The sequence below is a fragment of the Methylomarinovum caldicuralii genome, from assembly GCF_033126985.1.
In the GTDB taxonomy this organism is placed as follows: domain Bacteria; phylum Pseudomonadota; class Gammaproteobacteria; order Methylococcales; family Methylothermaceae; genus Methylohalobius; species Methylohalobius caldicuralii.
The window spans coordinates 23350-42483 of the sequence record NZ_AP024714.1 but is presented as its reverse complement, the minus strand read 5'-3'; the positions used below and the strand labels follow the sequence as shown (position 1 = coordinate 42483).

The following is a 19134-nucleotide window of genomic DNA, read 5'->3' as shown; positions in this document are numbered from 1 at the left end:
GTTGCCGCTCAGCTTTTCTGTATGGCGCGGATGAAGATGTCGGCCTCGGCGATGGCGCGCTCCATCTCCCGGATGAGGCTGGCGACGTTGTCCTGGATCTGGTCCAGCTCTCCCTGCAGGGAGGCGATGGCGCGGGCGTTGAGATTGTGTTTGAGGAACAGCACCCGGTCGTGGAACATCGCCAGGACCGGGTCCATTTTGGCGGCGGCCCGTTTCATCGCCGCGATCAGGCGCCGGTAGCGGCGTTTGGTTTCCGCCAGCTGACGGGCGCTCTGGGACCGCATGGCGGCATTGTGGTACTGCTCGAGCTCCTCTTTCCACTCCTCGAACAGGGCTTCGGCCACGTCCTCGATGTCAGCGATGCGCCGCCTGACCGCCTCGGCCTTCTCCGCGCTGGCCTCGTAGGCAGCGTTCAGTTCCTCGTATTTGTCCTGCAGATCGCCGCCGTGGAAGTCGGTCAGGGCGGCGAATTTTTCCAGCGCGGTCTTGAACTGTTCCTTGGTCTCCGCCTGCTCCTCCCGGGCCTTCTCGATCCGGTGGACCAGGATGTCGCGCTTGTGGAAGCCGACTTTTTCCATGGCCCCGTAATAGGCGCTGGAGCAGGACGTTAAAAGAAGAAACAAGAATAGGTATGGCATGGCGGCATGTATCGAAGTGATTGAACAGCTTGAACTGTAGCCGATGGGAAGCGCACCGGGCAAGGCAGCTTGCAAATCTATCGCCCCAGACTATGTTTGGAGTTATGAGAAACGAAATTGTGATCGGGTTCTTGTTGACGGCCTTGCTGACCGGTTGCGCCGGGCAGATGCCGTTGAAACCGCAGCCGGTCCGTCATCTTCATTCACCTGCAGCAGTAGTGGGTGAGGTACCGGCGCCGGTAACGCCGTTGCCGCCGCTGCCGGAGACGACGGGGCATCCTTCATCCAAGCGTTTTTCCGCGGTGGTGACCGACGTGCCGGTACGCCGGTTCCTGTTCGCTCTGGCGCGTGACGCCCAATTGAATCTAGATCTGGCGCCCGGTGTGGAGGGCAAGGTGACCCTCAATGCCATCGACCAGACCCTGGAGCAGATTCTTGCACGCATCGCCGATCAGCTGGGGTTGCGTTACCAGCTGCAGGGACATTATCTCAAGATCGGGCCGGATGCCCCCTATTTCGAACACTATCCCATTCCTTACGTCAATATCGTCCGCGACAGCGTCAATCAGGTCAGCGTCTCCAATAAAATCGGGGGAGAAAATGGGAAGCAAGGCGGCGAAGAGAGCGACAACGGATCGGCCACCCAGGTTGCCAGTCAATCGAAGAATCATTTCTGGGAGCGGCTGGTAAATAACACCGCAGCCATTTTGGGGGTCAGTCCGCCGCAGCAGAACGGCAAAAAAGCACAAGGGGCGTCGCCGATCATTGCGCATCCCGAAAGCGGACTGCTCAGCGTTAAGGCCACCGCCCGCCAGCACCGCAAGATCCGCCGTTATCTGAATCAGGTTTTGCGCCGGGCGCAGCGCCAGGTTTTGATCGAGGCCACCGTGGTGGACGTGAGTCTCAATGACCGTTATCAGGCCGGGGTCGATTGGGAGGCGGTCAACGTCAAACTGGGCAGCGACAAGCGCAAGATCGACATTGTCCAGAACATGCTCGGGCAGGCCCTTTCCGGCCCGCCGGCATTGACCATCGCCTATGCCGGCAAGGACCTGGCCGCCACGGTCAAATTGCTGAGTGAATTCGGGGACACCCGGGTCATCTCCAGCCCCAAGCTGATGGTAGTCAATAACCAGACCGCGGTGTTGCGGGTAGTGGAGAATCAGGTTTATTTCACCGTCGAGGTGGACACCAATCAGACTCAGGGCGTCAGTGTCACCACCACCGAGACCACACCTCACACCGTGCCGGTGGGTTTCGTCATGAGCGTCACCCCGGCCATCGATGATCAGGACAACGTGCTGCTGCACGTGCGTCCCACCATTTCCCGAATCACGGGGTTCGTCAAGGATCCCAATCCCATGCTGGCTCAGGCCGGCACCGAAAGCCGGGTGCCCCAGATCGAGGTGCAGGAAATGGAATCAATGCTGCGCCTTCACGATGGGCACATCGGCATCATCGGTGGATTGATGCAGGACGATATCGCCCGTAAGACCCAAGGGATCATCGGCCTGTCACGCATTCCCTATGTGGGGCCGTTGTTCAGTTACAAGAATGATCAGGGGCGGAAGTCGGAACTGGTGATCTTCATTCGTCCCACAGTGATCCGCAGCGCCAGCCTCAAAGGCGATCTCAAGAACTACCGTGATTTTCTGAAAGCGACTTCGGCGCCATGAACCGTGCTAAGGTACTGCTGCTGATGTTGTTGGCCGCGGAGATGTTGCCCGCCCAGGCTGACTGTCCGCCGCCGCTTGAAGAACGCGCTGCCGAGGAGGAGATCCGTGCCGGCGCCCTGAAGATCATACGTTCGCCCCGGGCAGAGACGGCGGCTTGCTGGGTTGGGCAGGGGCGGGCGGCGTATAGGCGGGGGGATTGGGAAGCTGCTTACCAGGCTTTTTCCCACGCGCTTGGGTGGCGGCAGGATGCCGTTGAAGCCTGGCTGGGGTTGGCTGCGGCCGCCCTGAAATTGGGTCGCCGTGATATGGCCGAGCACGGATATCATCAGGCGCTGGCACTGAGTCCGGACGAACCGCTGGCGCTGGCGGGTCTGGCGGTATTGCATCCGCAGGATGAGCGTCTGCTGGCTGCACTGGAACAGGCCGCCTCGGAGCGGAGCCCCACCGCCTGGTTGTACGCCGTGCTCGGTGACCTATATGCCCGCCGTAACGATTGGCCTAGAGCCCAGCAAGCCTACTTCCATGCCCATCGCATCGATCTGACGCATCCTGATTATAGCTACGATCTGGCGGTGACCCTGGATCACTTGGGACAGTATCGCCTGGCGCGCAGTTTCTACACCGAAGCTTTGCAGTTAGCCCGGCAGCGCAAGGCCGCCTTCGACCCGGAGGTGGCGGCCCGGCGCTTGCGCCAATTGGAGGAGATGGCCCGGTGACTCCCCAGAAGAAACGCCTGGGTGAATTGCTGATCGAGGAAGGCATCCTCACGCCCGATCAGTTGGAGATCGCCCTGCTGGAACAGAAGAACAGTCCCGGGCGCGAACCCTTGGGCAAGATCCTCGTTCAGCTCGGTTTCGTCACGGAAGAGGTCATCCGCGACCAGTTGGGACGCTCTCTGGGCCAGGAAAGCGTCGATTTGAAGACCTGGGTGCCGGACGCCGAAGCCCTCAAACTGATAGACCAGGAAACCGCCCGCCGTCTGCGGGTGGTTCCGGTGGCCTATAACGCCGAGGCGGGTACGCTCAAGGTCGCGATGGCGGACGTGTTCGACATCGTCACCCTCGACCGTCTCAGTGTGCTTCTGGGAGGACGGCTGGAAATCGAACCAGTGTTGGCCGGAGAAGCCGAACTGGAAGAGGCGATCGACCGGTTTTACGGCTACGAATTGTCCCTTGGCGGCATTCTCCGTGAGCTGGAAACCGGTGAACAGGAGACCGAGCTGGGGCTGGAGGGCGAGCGCTACAGTCACCCGCTGGTGCGCCTGGTGGACGCCCTGCTGGCGGATGCGGTGCGCCAAGGCGCCTCTGACATCCATTTCGAGCCGGAGGAAGGTTTCCTCCGTATCCGTTACCGCATCGATGGGGTGCTGCATCAGGTGCGGGTGCTGCACAAGCGCTATTGGTCGGGCATGCTAGTACGTCTCAAAGTGATGGCGCAGATGAATATCGCCGAAACCCGCAGCCCCCAGGACGGCCACATCCAGCTCACCGTCGCCGGCCGTGACATCGATTTCCGCACCGCCACCCATCCCACCCTCCATGGCGAAAACCTGGTGCTGCGCATTCTCGACAAGCGCAAAGGGATCGTGCCCCTGGACCGGCTGGACGTGGCCGCCGATACCCTGGCGCTCCTGAAAGCCATGGCCGGTCGTCCCGAGGGGCTGCTGCTGGTCACTGGGCCTACCGGCAGCGGCAAGACCACGACGCTCTATTCCCTGCTCGCTTACATCAACAATGAAAGGGTCAACATCATGACCCTGGAGGATCCGGTTGAGTATCCGCTGCCCGGGGCGCGGCAGAGTTCCCTCAATCCGGCAGCCAAGCTGGATTTCGCCGGCGGGATTCGTTCATTGTTGCGCCAGGACCCGGACGTGATCCTGGTGGGCGAGATCCGCGATCAGGAAACCGCCACCATGGCACTTCGGGCCGCCATGACCGGGCACCAGGTGTTTTCCACGCTGCATACCAACTCGGCCGTGGGGGCGCTGGTCCGCCTGCGGGACATCGGGGTTTCCACCGACCTGATCGCAGGCAACCTCATCGGCGTCATCGCGCAGCGTCTGGTGCGGCGGCTTTGTGCCAAGTGTCGCCGCCCGGTGACCCCTTCCCTGGAAGATCAGGCCCGCTGGGGTTGGGAGCCGGATGAGGCCAGGGTCATCTATGAGGCCGGACGCTGCGCCGCCTGTCAGTTTCACGGATACCGAGGGCGTACCCTGATCATGGAGGTGATTCCCTTTGATGCCGAACTCGATGCCTTGGTGGCCAAAGGGGCGTCGATGCCGGAGATCGAACAGGCCGCCCGGCGCAAGGGCTACCGTTCGCTGGCTGAAGATGGTCTGCGCCAGGTAGCCGCGGGAGTGACCTCCCTGGCGGAGGTACGTCGGGTGACCAATCTGAATCCGGCAGGATGAGATGCCCCGTTACCGTTATACCGCCGTCGATTCCCAAGGCCGGCGTTGCCACGGTCTGGCGGAGGCCGATAACGAGGACATGCTCGAGTCCCGTCTGGGCGCCCGGCGGCTGACCCTGATTCGCGCTCGGGTCGTGCGCGAGCGGCGCGGTTCTCTGGGCTTCAGGATGCGGGTGGGGCGACGCGAGTTGATCCACTTTTGTTTCCAGTTGGAACAGATGGTCAATGCCGGCATCGGCGTGCTCGACGCCCTGCGGGACTACGCTGAGACCCTGCCGCCAGGGAGGCTGCGTGACGTGGTCAGCGGGGTGGCGGAGAAAATCGAGGCGGGCAGTGCCTTCTCCGATGCGTTGGCCGCCTATCCCCGGGTATTCTCGGCGCTGTTCGTCGATCTGATCCGTGCCGGGGAACGTAGCGGTGAGCTGGGATCGGTGCTCGCACATCTGACCGAATCCCTCAAATGGCAGGACGAGATGATCGCCCGTACCAAGAAGGCGCTTGCCTATCCCCTGTTCTCCAGCATCATCGTTCTGGGAGCGGTGACCTTCATGATGGTATATGTGGTTCCCCAGGTGACCGGCTTCATCCTGTCGATGGAAGGGGAAATCCCCTGGCATACCCGGCTGTTGATCGCCGTCTCCCACGCCATGGTGGCTTACTGGCCCTGGTTGCTCGGCATGCCGGTAGCGTTCCTGGTGTTGGCGCGTTTCATCCTGGCCAGGAGCGTTTCGGCCCGTCTTTGGTTCGATGCCCTCAAACTGCGCCTGCCGCTGCTCGGACCGGTGCTGGAAAAGTTGGTCATGGCCCGCTTCGCGCATTACTTGGCCCTGCTGTTCCAGGCGGGGCTGCCGGTGCTGGAATGCTTCGAATTGTGTGTCGGCGTGGTGGGCAACGCTTACGTGGCCAGGGGACTGGCCCAGGCCCGGGAGGCGATCGCCCGCGGCGAGCCGGTCAGCGAGGCGTTGGAAGATATGGATTTGTTCCCCCGTCTGGTGATCCGCCTGATCAAGATCGGCGAGCGCACCGGCGATCTGGGAAAGGCGCTGGCCAGTGTGGATTATTTCTACCACCGCGATGTGGACGAGGCCATCGAGCGTATGCAAGCCCTGATCGAGCCGACGCTCAATCTGGTCATCGGTGCTCTCATGGGGTGGGTGATGCTCTCGGTGATGGGGCCGATTTACGACCTCATCAGTCAACTGGAGTTCTGATGGCCTGGGTGCTGTATCTCGGTAACGACTGTCAGCGGTTGTATCGGACCGGCCTGGGTCGCTGTACGTGCGTATGGGAAGGCCGGGAAGCCCCGGCTCAGCCTCCCCCTGCTTGGAAATCGGTACGAAAGTTGAGGCTGGTGGTGGACCTGATTGAGGAGGAGTTCCGTCTGGAGCATTTACCCCACGTGGGCGGCAGGGACCACCAGGCGTTGGTCAGGCGTAGGGCGCGTCAGCTGTTCCAGGATGTGGTTTGGGTGCGGGCTGAGAAATTGGGACGAGAGTCTTCCGGGCGGCGCGACGATCAGATGTTGTTCACCGCCATTCGTGGCTCCCAGGTGCTGGAAGGATGGTTGGCATGCCTGGCGGACTGGCGGGTGCAGGTCTTGGGGCTCTGGTCGCTGCCGCAGCTGGTGGAAGATGCGCTGTTGCCGAAGCGTTTCGAGGGGTTGCGGCTGCTGGTCTATACCCATGCCGAAGCCTTGGCCTTGCGCCACGATTTCATCCGGGGCGGCCGGCTTGCCTTCAGCCGCCTGACCCTGGTCTCCCGCCGGGAGGCGCTGGTGGAGGAGGTCGTCGAGGAGAGCGATCGTACCTGGCGCTATCTGAGCCGCCTGCTGCATCTTCCGGAGGAGAAGAAGATTCAGTTCGCGGCCGCGCCGGCCCTGCTTGAGGAACTCGCTGCAGCCGCCGAAGCCCCCGGTTGGCAGGTGGAAGAATATCCGCTGGCGGCAAACGACCTGCCCGGTGCGGCCGCCTGTCTGCTGGGGAGGAAGCTCTGGCGGCGACCCCATTATCGTTATCGGCAAGGCACGGCGCTTTTCCCCGCCGGCGTCTATGGCGTGTCCCTGTTGGCGCTGGTGGGAGCGGGTCTTTATGCCGGCTATGCCTGGGATCGGTTGCAGACGCTGGCGCAGGAAGCCGCGCGTTTGGCGCGCCAGCAGGCAGCGCTGCGGCGTAGTCTGGAACACATGCCCCCCGTTCCTTCGGTGGATGGTTTCACCCCCCGGCAGATAGAAGATTTTCTGACACGTTACGACCGCCTCCAGCAGGCGCGCATCACGCCGGATCGCGTGTTGGAACCCTTGGCGCATGTACTGGACCGCTTTCCCCGCTGGACGCTGACCGATCTGGTCTGGGAGACGGAAAAGCAGGGGGAGGAAGAAGAGGAAGACGGGATGCGCGTGATCTTGACGCTGACGCATCCTTCCGCCGCAGACCCGCGCCGTCTTGCCATTGATCTGAACCACCTGATTCAGGCGCTGGCGAGCCAGCCAGGATTGGCCGCCGCCCGGTTGCTGGAAAGCGATCCGCCCCTGACGGAGGGCGTTTCCCTGTCCGGGGAAATCGGCGCCGGACAGAAAGGAGATGCGGGGATGGCGACCTTCAAAATTCAAGTTTCCCTGGTTTCCGCCGATGAAGGGGAATAGGAAACGCTGGTTTCCCTGGATCGTGGCGCTGACAGCACTGACGGTCGCGGGAATGGTGGGTTACGGTGCCTGGATGCGGTTACAGCGGGCCGAAGACCAGCTACGGCGTCAGCAACATATGCTGGAATCATTGGAAGATACCTTGGAAGAAAGGACTGAAGCTCTGGCCATCGTTGAATCCTCCGGGGCGCGATTTCATCGCGTGTGGCCCCGAAGCGGCGGGAGCAGCAGTCGTTTGGACTGGATCGCGACGGTCGGAGCGCTGGCGCCGGAACTGCAGGTGCCGGTACTGAAATATACCCTGGGTCCGCGGACATCCATTGAAGAACAAGAAGACATCCGGTTGTGGCGCGTCGACATCGATTTGCAACTGGGGCTGGTGCATGAAGGTGCCTTGCTGGCTTTTTGGCAGGCGTTGGAATCCTCGAATCTCGGGATCTTTGACCTGCGTGCCTGCCGGATCGCTCGCCGCAGCGAGCCGCCGGCCCCGCAGGCGGTCAATCTGGAAGCCGCGTGTCGGCTGGCATGGTATGGGTTTTCCCAGGATGAAGTCTCTGAGAATGATCGTGATGACGATGGCTTGGTCGATGCTGCAGACGGCCCCTGATGTACAGGCGCTGGGACGGCTGTTCTTCACCCCGGCCCAACGCCAACAGCTGGAATCCTCTCCGGTCTCGCCAGAGGGTGAAGATGCCTCCACAGCGGATGAGTTGCACGCCAATGGTTGGCTGCGGGCGCAAGGTGATCGTCCCCTGTTCTGGTTCGATGGGCGGCTCTATCGGGAAGGGGAGCCGGCGTTGCGTCCCAGATTGGAAGCAGGCACCGAAACGCTGTTGTGGCGCCGCCGTCGTCTCCGGCTGCGCCCCGGACAGACGGCGCGTTTACAGACCGACGGCGCTTTGATTGTGAAGGATTTGACGGATGAATAGGCAGGCGGGTTTTTCCCTGGTGGAGATGGCCGTTGTCCTGGCGGCATTCAGCCTGATGCTGGGTGGGATGCTGGGCCCCTTGGCCAAACAATCCCGGTTTCGCAAAGAGCGGGAAGCAGAGCGGCACTTGGCCGCCATCACCGAAGCGCTGTACGGCTATGCCCTCATCCATGAAACCCTTCCGGACCCTGAGGGTAAAGACGTGCTTCCTTGGCGCTTGTTGGGAGTGCCGGAAACCGATCCCTGGGGACGCCCCTGGCGTTACCGAAGCACGGCCAGGACTGATCCCTGCGATCCAGGGAACGACATTCGGGTGAGGGATAAAGAGGGTGTTTTGGTGGCGCAGGTGACGGCAGTGGTGCTCTCGGAAGGCAAGTTCCGCTACGACAGCAAGCCCGAACAGGAAAACCGCGACGGGGATGACAATTTCGTCAAGGACGATCCCCAACCGGAGCGTTTCGACGACCTCGTCGCTTGGGTGAACCCCGCCGTGTTGAAGAACCGGGCGGTTCTGGCGGGTGTGTGCGCAAAGAATTGAGGAAAAGGTGGTCAGGGAGACCAATCCGTTAATTTTAGACATCAACGAGGTGAGTACGATGAAAACGAGGATTGAAGTGAAAGAAAATCAGGCAGGATTCACGTTGGTGGAAATCGCCATCGTGCTGGTCGTGGTCGGTTTGCTGCTCGGCGGCGTCATGAAAGGTCAGGAGATTGTCAAGAACGCCAAGATCACCAGCCTGCAGAACGCCGTCAAGGAAGTTTCCGCGGCGATGTTGACCTATCAGGATCGCTACAAAGCCCTGCCGGGGGATGACAAAAAGGCCTCTGAACATCTGGGGATAGCGAAGAAGTTCAATGCCAAAGGCAAACAAGCAGGAGATGGCTACATCCATGGAAGCTGGAATAGCAAGAAGAAACGCGATGAGTCCCGCCTGTTTTGGAAGCATTTGCGGGCGGCCGGGTTGCTGTCGGGTTCAGGCGCCGAGCAGCCGCAACATGCCTTCGGTGGCAAGATGGGCGTTCAGGGCAGTGCCTGGAATATGCGCGGTCCGGTACTGTGTTTCGGCGGAATTCCCGGGGACGTGGCCGCCATTCTGGACAACAAGCTTGACGACGGCAAGGCCGATTCCGGCAGTGTTCGGGCCAGTACGAAAGATGCGGCCTACGATTTAGAAAAGACTTATACGCCCTGTGCCGCGTTATGACCGAGCAGCGTCGCGACCCCCGGGTTCCGCTGCCGGGCCTGCAGATTGAGATCCACCGCAGTGGTTGGAAGCCTGCGTCAGGTCATCAGTCGTGTCGTTTGGTGGATCTGGGGCCCAACGGTCTGGCGTTCGTTACGCATCATGCTGATCTGAACCCCACCGACAAGGTGGGGTTCCGCTTGCTGCTTCACGGCCGTGAGGCAGCAGGACGGGCGGTGATCTGTTATCGGCGCCAGCAGGGCGCCGGGTTTTGGCGTTATGGCGCGATGTTTCTGAGCGTTGCGCCGGAAGTACAAGAACTGCTGCAGGAAGCCGAGCAGGACCCGGCGGAAGTGAGGGCGGCGGCCCGCTCGATGGCCGAGGAAATGGTGCTGGCGCGCTGCCGTGATGCCGGGGAACGCGAGTTGCTGTACCGTCAATGGCTGCTGCAGGAGGCGGTCAATGCCTGGCTGGGCCGGTTGGCGGAATTGAACCACCGCCTGCCGGTGCAGGTGCTGGTGGATCGCCGGGGCGTGGTGCGCATCGACGGCCCGGAGCCGGTGACCATCGCCGCGGTTCCGGGCCGCAGCGGTTATGCCAGCGCCCGGGGCCAGTATTTCGCCACCGTGTTCGACGTGTTGGAATATCTGCGCCAGACCCTGGGGAAGTAGGGAGATTGTCCGGGCTTCCCTCGCCGTGTTCCGGCCTCAGCCGAATCGCCCGGTGATGTAATCCTCGGTCAGGGGATGACGCGGATTGGTGAAGATCTGCGAGGTTTCCCCCACCTCGATCAGCTTGCCCATGTGGAAGTAGGCGGTGCGCTGGGACACGCGGGCGGCCTGCTGCATCGAGTGGGTGACGATGACGATGGTGTAGCGGGTGTGAAGTTCGTCCATCAGTTGTTCGATGGTGGCGGTGGCGATGGGGTCGAGGGCGGAGCAGGGCTCGTCCATCAACAGGATTTCAGGGTTGACCGCGATGGCGCGGGCGATGCACAGCCGCTGCTGCTGGCCGCCGGACAGGCCGGTGGCGGGATGGTTCAGGCGGTCTTTGACCTCCTTCCACAGGCCGGCGCGCTTGAGGGAGGTTTCGACGATCTCGTCAAGTTCGGTACGGTTGGCCACCAGGCCATGAATCCTGGGGCCGTAGGCGACGTTGTCGTAGATCGACTTGGGAAAGGGATTGGGTTTCTGGAACACCATGCCAACCCGGGCGCGCAGCAGCACCGGGTCGATATCAGGGCCGTAGATGTCCTCGTTGTCGAGGCGGATCTCCCCCGTTACCCGGCAGCCCTCGATGATGTCGTTCATACGGTTGAGACAGCGCAGGAAGGTGGACTTGCCGCAGCCCGAGGGACCGATGAGGGCGATAATCTCACGCTTGCCGATATCCAGGTTGATGTCGAACAGCGCCTGTTTGTCGCCGTAGAAGACATTGACGTCGCGGCAGGTCATGCGTGGATCGGGAACGGTGTAATCGCCCACCGGTAACTTTTCACTTTCCTCAATCGTCACAGGTGTTTGTCCCGCTGTGGTGGAAGCTTTGGTACCGGAAATCTGGAAGGATTCAACCATATCGTGCATGAAAACCTCTCAAACATGGTTTACCAGCGGCGTTCCATGCGTTTTCTGAGCCAGATGGCGGCGAAATTCATCAATCCCAGGAACGCCAGCAGGATGATGATGGCCGCGGCGGTGCGTTCGATAAAGCCCCGTTCCGGCGTATCGGCCCACAGATAGACCTGCACCGCCAGGGTGGTGGCCGGATCGGTGAAACCGTTGGGCGGATCGACGATGAAGGCCACCATGCCGATCATCAGCAGCGGCGCGGTTTCGCCCAGGGCCTGGGCCATGCCGATGATGGTGCCGGTGAGCATGCCCGGCAGGGCCAGGGGCAGCACATGATCCGTCACCGTCTGCATTTTGGAGGCGCCTACCCCCAGGGCAGCCTCGCGGATCGAGGGCGGCACCGCCTTGAGGGCGGCGCGGCTGGCGATGATCACGGTCGGCAGGGTCATCAGCGTCAGCACCAGTCCTCCCACCAGCGGCGTCGAGCGCGGCAGGACGAAGAAATTCAAAAATACCGCCAGCCCGAGGAGACCGAAGACGATGGAGGGCACCGCCGCCAGATTGTTGATGTTGATCTCGATCAGATCGACCCAGATGTTTTTCTGGGGGGCGAATTCCTCCAGATAGACGGCGGCGGCGATTCCCAGGGGGAATGACAGCAGAAAGGTCACGATCATGGTGTAGAGCGAGCCTTTGAGCGCCACCAGAATTCCGGCCTGTTCCGGTTCGCGGGAATCGCCGTTGGTAAAGAACCAGCGGTTGAACACCAGTTTCAGCCGCCCTTCCTCTTTGAGACGTTGCAGCCAGGCAAGCTGATAATCCTTGAGGCGGCGTTCGGACTCAGGCGCGCCGGGATCTATGTAGCCCTTCATGTAAAGGTCGACATCGGCTCCGGCCAGTACGTCGATGGAAACTGTCTGCCCGAGCTTTTCCGGATGGGCCAGGACGTAGTCCCGCAACTGATAGCCGGCAGCGGAACTGGCCAGCTGATAGAGGGCGCGTTTCCGGTGCCGATCCCTGATTCCCGGAAAGAGCTCGCGCAGGGACTGTTTGATCATGCCCTGGAAGTCAGCCTTGGCCAGATGCTCAGGGGTCGGCGGGGCGAGCTCGGCCGGGTCCAGATAGACGTCCAGGCTGATCACGGTCTGACGGAAAGCACCGGCACCGAGGATGACGATGCTGGTCAGCAATACCGCCAGCAACAGCAGGGCGCAGGCGATGGCGATGCGCCCGTACCAGAGAAAACGGCGCTCGCGCCGATGGCGGCGGGCCAGACCCGACTGAATGCGGGCGACAGAAGCGTTGCCATGATTATTCATAGGTCTCACGGTATTTGCGCACCACATGGAGCGCGATCAGGTTGAGCAGCAGGGTGATGAGGAACAGAGTCAGTCCCAGCGCGAAGGCCGCCAGGGTCTTGGGGCTGTCGAATTCCTGGTCGCCGACGAGCAGGCCGACGATCTGCACGGTGATGGTGGTGACGGAATCCAGCGGGTTGAGGGTCAGCTTGGCGGTCATGCCTGCCGCCATCACCACGATCATGGTTTCCCCCACCGCCCGGGAAACCGCAAGCAACAGGCCGCTGACGATGCCGGGCAGGGCGGCGGGCAACACCACACCGGCGACGGTTTCGGCCCGGGTGGCCCCCAGCCCCAAGGCGCCTTCCCTGAGCGACCGGGGCACGGCGGTGAGGGCATCGTCGGTCAGGGAGGAGATGAAAGGAATGATCATGATCCCCATCACCAACCCCGCCGCCAGGGCGCTCTCCGAGGAAATCGTCAGCCCCATGGCGTCCCCGAGATCGCGTATTGCAGGGGCGACCAGAAGCGCGGCAAAAAAGCCGTAGACCACCGTGGGGATGCCCGCGAGCACCTCCAGCAGGGGTTTGATGACGGCGCGGGTGCGAGACTGGGAGAATTCTGCGAGATAGATGGCGGAAAAAAGCCCCACCGGGGTGGCCACCAGCATGGCGATGGCGGAAATCAGCAGAGTTCCGGTCAGTAGCGGTATGAACCCGAATGCTCCGGAAGCGCCGACCTGATCGGGACGGATCGCCATCTGCGGGCTCCAGTGGAGGCCGAAGAGGAATTCTGTCACCGGGACCTGCTTGAAGAAGCGCAGGGCCTCGAACAGCACCGACAGTACGATGCCGATGGTGGTGAGGATGGCCAGGGTCGAACTGAGAATGAGCGCGACGAGGATGGCCCGTTCCACGGCATTGCGGGCGCGCAGCTGTGGGGTGATGCGGGTTTTGGCGTAGACCAGGCCGGCGGTTGCCAGCGCCAGAACAGTCGCCGTCAGGGCCTGATAGCCGAGGCTTTTGAGTTGCCGATAATGTTCGGCCGCCTGTACCAGAACCGGATCCACCGTCCCGGGCTGGCGCTCCCCGGCCAAAAGATTGCGAATCAGGTTGATCACCAGGGACAACCTGTCCTCGGGCAGGTTGCGGTAAGATTCAGGCAATTGCGCCAGCACCCACTGCAGGATGAGGTGATCGTCCAGGGCCAGCCACAAGCACAGCACCAGGAAAGCCGGCAGGCCGCACCACAACGCCACGTAGTAACCGTAATAGTCCGGCAGGGAATGAAGGGACCGGATGTGGCCGCCGCTGACCTGATAGGCCCAGCGCTTGCCTAGGATGTAGGCCAACGCGCTGAAGGCGAGCAGTATCCAAATCAGGGAGTGAGGCTGCATGGGCGATGCCGGTTGTTCCGAAGCGGGGCTATTGTAAAACAGGGTGACCGAATCACCAACGCAAAGCCGAACCGTCCCTTCAGGAGACGGCTCGGCTGTCTTGGAGCGCGGGTTTGGCGCTTAAAGGGACTTGAGGGGGATCAGTTCCCGGGCGATCTTGCGGTATTTCTCCCGCTCTTCCTTGGGCATCGGAATCAGGCCCTTGTCGGCTAGATAACCCTCGTCGCCCCAGGCCTTTTCGCTGGTGTACTCATCCAGGAACTGGGGAATGCCGGGAATCAGACCCACGTGCGCCTTCTTCACGTAGATGTAAAGCGGCCGCGACACCGGATATTTGCCCTCGGCGATGTTTTCGAAAGTCGGCTCCACGCCGTCCACCCGGGCGCCGGCGATCTTGTCGATGTTCTGGTCGAGGAAGCTGTAGCCGAAAATCCCCAGGGTAGTGGGATCGGCTTCCAGTTTTTGCACGATCAGATTGTCGTTCTCGCCGGCTTCCACATAGGCGCCGTCCTCGCGGATACCGTGGCAGATCTCCTTGTAACGGTGCTTGTCCTCGTGTTTGAGGGCCTTGATCCAGTCGAAGGTCTTGCAGCCGCCTTCCATCGCCAGTTCCACAAAGGCGTCACGGGTGCCGGAGGTGGGCGGCGGGCCGTAAACCTTGATGGCGATGTCGGGCAGGGACGGGTCGATCTGGCGCCACTTCTGGTAAGGATTGGGAATCAGCTTGCCCGGCTGTTTGGGGTCGGGAATCTGCTTGGCCAGCGCCAGGAAGATCTGACGGCGGGTCAGGTCCCACTTGAACGGCGCCCGGCGCGAGTGGGCCAGGACGATGCCGTCATAGCCTATCTTGACCTCGACGATGTCCTTGACGCCGTTCTTCTGGCAACGATCGAACTCGGATTTCTTGATCCGGCGCGAGGCGTCCTCGATGTCCGGATGCTGGACGCCGACGCCGGCGCAGAACAGCTTCATGCCGCCGCCGGTGCCGGTGGACTCCACCTTGGGGGTGGGGAATCCGGTCGCCTTGCCGAAGTGCTCGGCCACCGTGGTGGTGAAGGGATAGACGGTCGAGGAACCGACCACGTAGATGTAATCACGGCCTGCGGCCAAGGCTTGCAGCGCCAGCAGCCCCAGGGCGGCGGCGGTTACGGTCTTGAGCAGTCTCATCGTCTGCAAACTCCTGATAAGTCGATCTTAATAAGTCGATCTTAATAAGGATAAAGCGCTTCTGTTACTGGATTGTGACAGGACACTCAGCAGGCATCTTTGCCCCGCAGGCTGCGGTCGATCATCCGCTCGCGCTGGAACACCAGCACCGCCGAGGTTCGAAGCGCCCCCAACACCAGCAGCAGGGCGCTCAAGGAGAGGATCAGTTCGATGGTGAGGCTCTTCTGGAACAGGCCGATCATTACGTCGCGCAGCACCGAGACGATGGCGGCGTCGGCGATGAAGGTCAGGCGCAGGCGCTGGACGTGGAAGTATTCGGCCAGGGACCGGGCCAGTTCGATGATCACGAACAGCGACAGCACGTCGGTGATGATGTCGATGTAGCTGCCGGTGACGGTCCCGCTTTTGACGAGCGGCCACAGGTGCAGGAACAGCTTGCCGACCCCGAGCAGGATCGCCAGGGACAGGAAGGCCAGCATCACCGCGAACACCGCGTCGGTGAAGCGGAAAAACGCCTTGAGCGGGAGGCTGGGCACGGCGTCAGCCCTCCAGGGCCTTGGTGACGATCTCGAACAGATCCTTGGAAATGTCGGCCTGGCGCAGCCGTTCCAGTGCCTGGTGCATCCGGCGCGCCCGCTGGGGATCGTAGCGGCGCCAGGCGGTGAGCGGCTGGGCCAGGCGGGCGGCGACCTGGGGATTGATCCGGTCCAGATTCAGCAGCCAGTCGGCCAGCAGCTGATAACCGCTGCCGTCCCTGGCGTGGAAGTGGACCGGATTCTGGCGTGCGAACACCCCCAGCACTGCGCGTACCCGGTTGGGGTTCTTGAGGTCGAAGTCCGGATGGGCCAGCAATTTCCTGACCCGTTCCAGAGCACCGGAGGAGGGATCGGCGGCCTGGAGAGCGAACCACTTGTCGATGACCAGCGGCTCATGCCGCCAGCGGTCGTAGAAATCCGCCAGTGTTTCCGTCTTGGCCGGATGGGCGTCGCAGACGATGGCCCGCAGCGCGGCCAGCTGGTCGCTCATGCAGCGGGCGGTGCGGTACTGCTGCAGGGCCAAGTCGTGGCTGGCCGGATCGTCCAGGGATGCCAGATAGCTCAGGCAGGTGTTCTTCAGCCGTCGCCGGCCGATGGCCGCGGCCGAGGTGTCGGCCCATTCTTCGGGGCGGTGGTGGGCGTGATAGCAGCTCAGCCAGTCGTCCCGGAGCGCGGCGGCCAGTTCCCGGCGGGCGGTTTCCCGCACCCGGTGGATGCCGTCCACGTCGATCACGTCCATCTGTTCGGCCAGATAGTCTTCCTCCGGCAGCTGCAGCAGCAGGGCGGTGTAGGCGCGGTCTGCCAGCGGTTGCTGGAGCAGGGGCGCGAAGCCTTCCACCAGGTGGGGGTCGAGCACGGCGGCGTTGCGGTCGATCTGTGCCAGCAGCACCTGCGAGATCAGGGTCTGGCCTGCGTCCCAGCGGTTGAAGGGATCGGTGTCATGGCGCCAGAGGAAGTGCCATTGATCCAGGGGGCGGTCAAGCATCAGCTTCACCGGGGCGGAAAAGTCGCGCAGGATCGACAGCACCGGCGGCCGCTCCACGTTGACGAAGCGGAATGCGTGATGGGCCTCGGACAAGGCCAATACCCGTTCGCTTCCCTGCGGGGCGGCCTCCCCCGCCAGCTGCAGGGGTATCTCCCGCCCCTCGGGGTCGAGCAGGACGACGGTGACCGGAATCAGGAACGGTTCCTTCTCCGGCTGCCCCGGAGTCGGCGGGCACCACTGGTTGATGTTGAGCTGGAAGGTGCGGGCTTTGGCATCGTAATGGCAGGCCACCTCCAGGCGCGGGGTGCCGGCCTGGGTGTACCAGCGCAGGAATTGGGAGAGATCGACGCCATTGGCGTCCTCCATGGCCTTGAGGAAATCCTCGCAGGTGACCGCCTGGCCGTCGTGGCGTTCGAAATAGAGGTCCATGCCCTTGCGGAAGCGTTCCCACCCCAGCAGGGTGCAGAGCATGCGGACGACTTCCGCGCCTTTCTCGTACACCGTCATGGTGTAGAAATTGTTGATCTCGATATACGAATCCGGCCGCACCGGGTGGGCGAGGGGGCCTTCGTCCTCGGGAAACTGGCGGGTGCGCAGCAGATTGACGTCCTCGATCCGGCGCACCGCCTTTGATGCCTCGTCGGCGCAGAACTGCTGCTCGCGGAAGACCGTCAACCCTTCCTTGAGGGAGAGCTGGAACCAGTCCCGGAGGGTGATGCGGTTGCCGGTCCAGTTGTGGAAGTATTCGTGGCCGACCACAGCGAGGACGCGCTCGAAGTCGTCGTCGGTGGCGGTTTCCGGGCGGGCGAGGACGCACTGGCTGTTGAACAGGTTGAGCCCCTTGTTCTCCATCGCCCCCATGTTGAAATGGCTGACGGCGACGATCATGTAGCGGTCCAGATCGTACTCGCGCCCGTATTTCCGCTCGTCCCAGGCCATCGCGCGTTTGAGGCTGTCCAGGGCGTGGTCGCACTTGTCCAGATCGTGAGACTCGACGTACAGTTCCAGCAGCACCTCACGGCCCGACATCGTGGTGAAGGTGTCGGTCCGTTTCTCCAGTCGTCCGGCCACCAGGGCGAACAGGTAACTGGGTTTGGGGAAGGGGTCTTCCCAGACGGCGAAGTGGCGGCCGTCGTCGAGCATTCCCTCGTCGAGCAGGTTGCCATTGGCCAGCAGCACCGGATAGCGGGTCTTGTCGGCCTTCAGGGTGACCCGGTAACGGGCCATGACGTCGGGGCGGTCGGGGAAGTAGGTGATGCGACGGAAGCCCTCGGCCTCGCACTGGGTGCAGAGCATCCCTTCGGAGAGGTACAGTCCTTCCAGGCGGGCGTTGGCCGCCGGATGGATCAGCACCTCGGTTTCCAGGGTGAAGCGTTCGGGAACCCCGGGAAGGATCAGCCGGTCGGCTTCTAGGCGGTAGCGGGCCGGTTCCAGTGGCCGGCCGTCGAGGCGGATGCGCTGGAGTTCCAGGTCCTCGCCGTTGAGGATCAGATCATTGGGATCGCTTGATGCGGGATTCCGGCGCACTTCCAGGCGGGCCTGCACCCGGGTGGTGTCGGCATCGAGATCGAATGCCAGCGCGACCCGGTCCACCCAGTAGACCGGTGGGCGATAGTCTTCAAGGCGGATCGCTTTGGGGGTGCCTTCACGCATCGTTTCCTCTCCAACATTGCCAGGCCAACAGCAACCAGGCGGCGATCAGCGCCAGGCCGCCGATGGGGGTGATCATCCCCAGCCAGCGCCAGCCGCTGAGCACCAAAAGGTACAAGGTGCCGCAGAATACCACGATTCCCAGCAGCATCAAGCGCACGCTCCAGCGCAGACTTGGCAGTTCCTCTGCCGCCACGGCGATCAGGCCCAGCCCCAGGGCGTGCCACATCTGATAGCGCACCGCGGTCTGCCAGACGCTCAGGAAATGTTCCGACACCCGGGACTGCAGGCCGTGGGCGCCGAAAGCCCCCAGCATCACCGCCAGTCCCGCCAGTCCGGCCGCCAATCCCAACAGCTGCCGGTTCATTCACAATCCCAGGGGTGAGACGCCGAACAGGCGCGCGTGGCCGTGGAGGAAGCCAAAGTACAGCACCAGGGCGAGGACGATGCGCCCCCAGCCGATCTCCTGCCAGACCAGCTTCTGCCTGCCCTGGAGGATAGCCTGGAACGGCAGGTTCGAGGTCTGTTCCATGTACCGCCGCCAGTGCTCGCCGAACTGCCGGAGACGCTTGCGGTCGATGTCGAAGCTGCCGCCGACGGCCAGCACCAGGAAGGTGGCGAAGAAAATGACCGAGGACACGTCGCCGTTGGCGAGCAGATGCAGCAAGGCCCACAGGGCGATGCCCCACAGCACCGGGTTGCGGGTGATGCGCAGGATGCCGATGGGTTGGAAATCCTCGGTCAATGCGCCTTCCTGTCCCAGGCGCGCGGGGTTCTTGGTGGTGAGGCCGGCGACGATGAAAAAGAAGGCCAGCGGCATCAGCGCCACCGCCAGGTAGCGGAACACCGCAGGCGATCCCCACAGGTTGATGAAAGGCGCCTGGCGCCAGGCATAGACCAGGAAGACCAGTCCCAGCAGCGCCGAGACCGCAAAGCCGATGCGGTAGGGAACCGGGCCGAAGCGTTCGATGAGTCGGTCACGCAGCGGGGTGGCGGCGACGCCGAAGTGGAGTCCCAGGAAGAACAGGGAAGCGAGAATCAACAGGCGCATGGCAGC

At 62.5% G+C, this 19134-nt stretch carries 19 protein-coding genes; 10 read left to right on the top strand and 9 right to left on the bottom strand.

Features of this window, described 5'->3' with window-relative positions:
* Positions 1 to 8: 8 nt before the first annotated feature.
* Positions 9 to 578, bottom strand: coding sequence for a DUF2959 domain-containing protein (locus MCIT9_RS00230; protein ID WP_317705459.1), 570 nt, complete (start codon positions 576 to 578; stop codon positions 9 to 11).
* Positions 579 to 742: 164 nt separating this feature from the next.
* On the opposite strand from MCIT9_RS00230, the gene mshL reads away from it, so the two are divergent.
* From mshL to MCIT9_RS00180, 10 genes are all read left to right on the top strand, one after another.
* Positions 743 to 2314: a pilus (MSHA type) biogenesis protein MshL gene (gene mshL / locus MCIT9_RS00225; protein ID WP_317705458.1), complete on the top strand. Its 1572-nt coding sequence runs from the start codon at positions 743 to 745 to the stop codon at positions 2312 to 2314.
* On the top strand, positions 2311 to 3030 hold the full coding sequence (locus MCIT9_RS00220; protein ID WP_317705457.1) for a tetratricopeptide repeat protein: 720 nt from the start codon (positions 2311 to 2313) through the stop codon (positions 3028 to 3030). Before mshL ends, MCIT9_RS00220 begins: the two co-directional genes overlap by 4 nt.
* Positions 3027 to 4724, top strand: coding sequence for a GspE/PulE family protein (locus tag MCIT9_RS00215; protein WP_317705456.1), 1698 nt, complete (start codon positions 3027 to 3029; stop codon positions 4722 to 4724). Before MCIT9_RS00220 ends, MCIT9_RS00215 begins: the two co-directional genes overlap by 4 nt.
* Before the next feature lies 1 nt (position 4725).
* Entirely contained in the window at positions 4726 to 5934 is a 1209-nt protein-coding gene (locus MCIT9_RS00210; protein WP_317705455.1) for a type II secretion system F family protein, read from the top strand.
* A gap of 143 nt (positions 5935 to 6077) precedes the next feature.
* A complete protein-coding gene (locus MCIT9_RS00205) occupies positions 6078 to 7364 on the top strand; it encodes a hypothetical protein (protein ID WP_317705454.1) in 1287 nt (428 codons plus the stop codon).
* Positions 7365 to 7386: 22 nt separating this feature from the next.
* The gene (locus tag MCIT9_RS00200; protein ID WP_317705453.1) at positions 7387 to 7971 is read left to right on the top strand and encodes a hypothetical protein; all 585 of its coding nucleotides are present in this window, start codon (positions 7387 to 7389) and stop codon (positions 7969 to 7971) included.
* On the top strand, positions 7925 to 8293 hold the full coding sequence (locus MCIT9_RS00195; RefSeq protein ID WP_317705452.1) for a hypothetical protein: 369 nt from the start codon (positions 7925 to 7927) through the stop codon (positions 8291 to 8293). The genes MCIT9_RS00200 and MCIT9_RS00195 overlap by 47 nt, the downstream gene beginning before the upstream one ends.
* Entirely contained in the window at positions 8286 to 8831 is a 546-nt protein-coding gene (locus MCIT9_RS00190; RefSeq protein ID WP_317705451.1) for a type II secretion system protein, read from the top strand. Before MCIT9_RS00195 ends, MCIT9_RS00190 begins: the two co-directional genes overlap by 8 nt.
* A gap of 7 nt (positions 8832 to 8838) precedes the next feature.
* Positions 8839 to 9498 (top strand): prepilin-type N-terminal cleavage/methylation domain-containing protein, encoded by a 660-nt coding sequence (locus MCIT9_RS00185; RefSeq protein WP_317705450.1) that lies wholly within the window; start codon positions 8839 to 8841, stop codon positions 9496 to 9498.
* A complete protein-coding gene (locus MCIT9_RS00180) occupies positions 9495 to 10148 on the top strand; it encodes a PilZ domain-containing protein (protein ID WP_317705449.1) in 654 nt (217 codons plus the stop codon). The genes MCIT9_RS00185 and MCIT9_RS00180 overlap by 4 nt, the downstream gene beginning before the upstream one ends.
* Positions 10149 to 10184: 36 nt before the next feature.
* On the opposite strand, the gene pstB is transcribed toward MCIT9_RS00180, so the two are convergent.
* The 8 genes from pstB to MCIT9_RS00140 all read right to left on the bottom strand — a co-directional run bounded on the left by pstB (position 10185) and on the right by MCIT9_RS00140 (position 19128).
* Complete coding sequence (gene pstB, locus MCIT9_RS00175; RefSeq protein ID WP_317706669.1) at positions 10185 to 10931, bottom strand: phosphate ABC transporter ATP-binding protein PstB; 747 nt, start codon at positions 10929 to 10931, stop codon at positions 10185 to 10187.
* 149 nt (positions 10932 to 11080) lie between these two features.
* Entirely contained in the window at positions 11081 to 12364 is a 1284-nt protein-coding gene (pstA, locus tag MCIT9_RS00170; RefSeq protein ID WP_317705448.1) for a phosphate ABC transporter permease PstA, read from the bottom strand.
* Positions 12357 to 13739 (bottom strand): phosphate ABC transporter permease subunit PstC, encoded by a 1383-nt coding sequence (gene pstC / locus MCIT9_RS00165; protein ID WP_317705447.1) that lies wholly within the window; start codon positions 13737 to 13739, stop codon positions 12357 to 12359. The genes pstA and pstC overlap by 8 nt, the downstream gene beginning before the upstream one ends.
* A gap of 120 nt (positions 13740 to 13859) precedes the next feature.
* On the bottom strand, positions 13860 to 14906 hold the full coding sequence (locus tag MCIT9_RS00160) for a PstS family phosphate ABC transporter substrate-binding protein (protein WP_317705446.1): 1047 nt from the start codon (positions 14904 to 14906) through the stop codon (positions 13860 to 13862).
* 86 nt (positions 14907 to 14992) lie between these two features.
* Positions 14993 to 15442 carry a phosphate-starvation-inducible PsiE family protein gene (locus tag MCIT9_RS00155; protein ID WP_317705445.1) on the bottom strand — a complete coding sequence of 150 codons (450 nt, stop codon included), beginning with the start codon at positions 15440 to 15442 and terminating at the stop codon, positions 14993 to 14995.
* 4 nt (positions 15443 to 15446) lie between these two features.
* Positions 15447 to 18080, bottom strand: coding sequence for an aminopeptidase N (gene pepN / locus MCIT9_RS00150; protein WP_317705444.1), 2634 nt, complete (start codon positions 18078 to 18080; stop codon positions 15447 to 15449).
* Positions 18073 to 18444, bottom strand: a complete 372-nt coding sequence (locus MCIT9_RS00145) for a DUF423 domain-containing protein (protein WP_317705443.1) — start codon at positions 18442 to 18444, stop codon at positions 18073 to 18075. Before MCIT9_RS00145 ends, pepN begins: the two co-directional genes overlap by 8 nt.
* Positions 18445 to 19128 carry an NnrU family protein gene (locus MCIT9_RS00140; RefSeq protein ID WP_317705442.1) on the bottom strand — a complete coding sequence of 228 codons (684 nt, stop codon included), beginning with the start codon at positions 19126 to 19128 and terminating at the stop codon, positions 18445 to 18447.
* Positions 19129 to 19134: the final 6 nt, after the last annotated feature.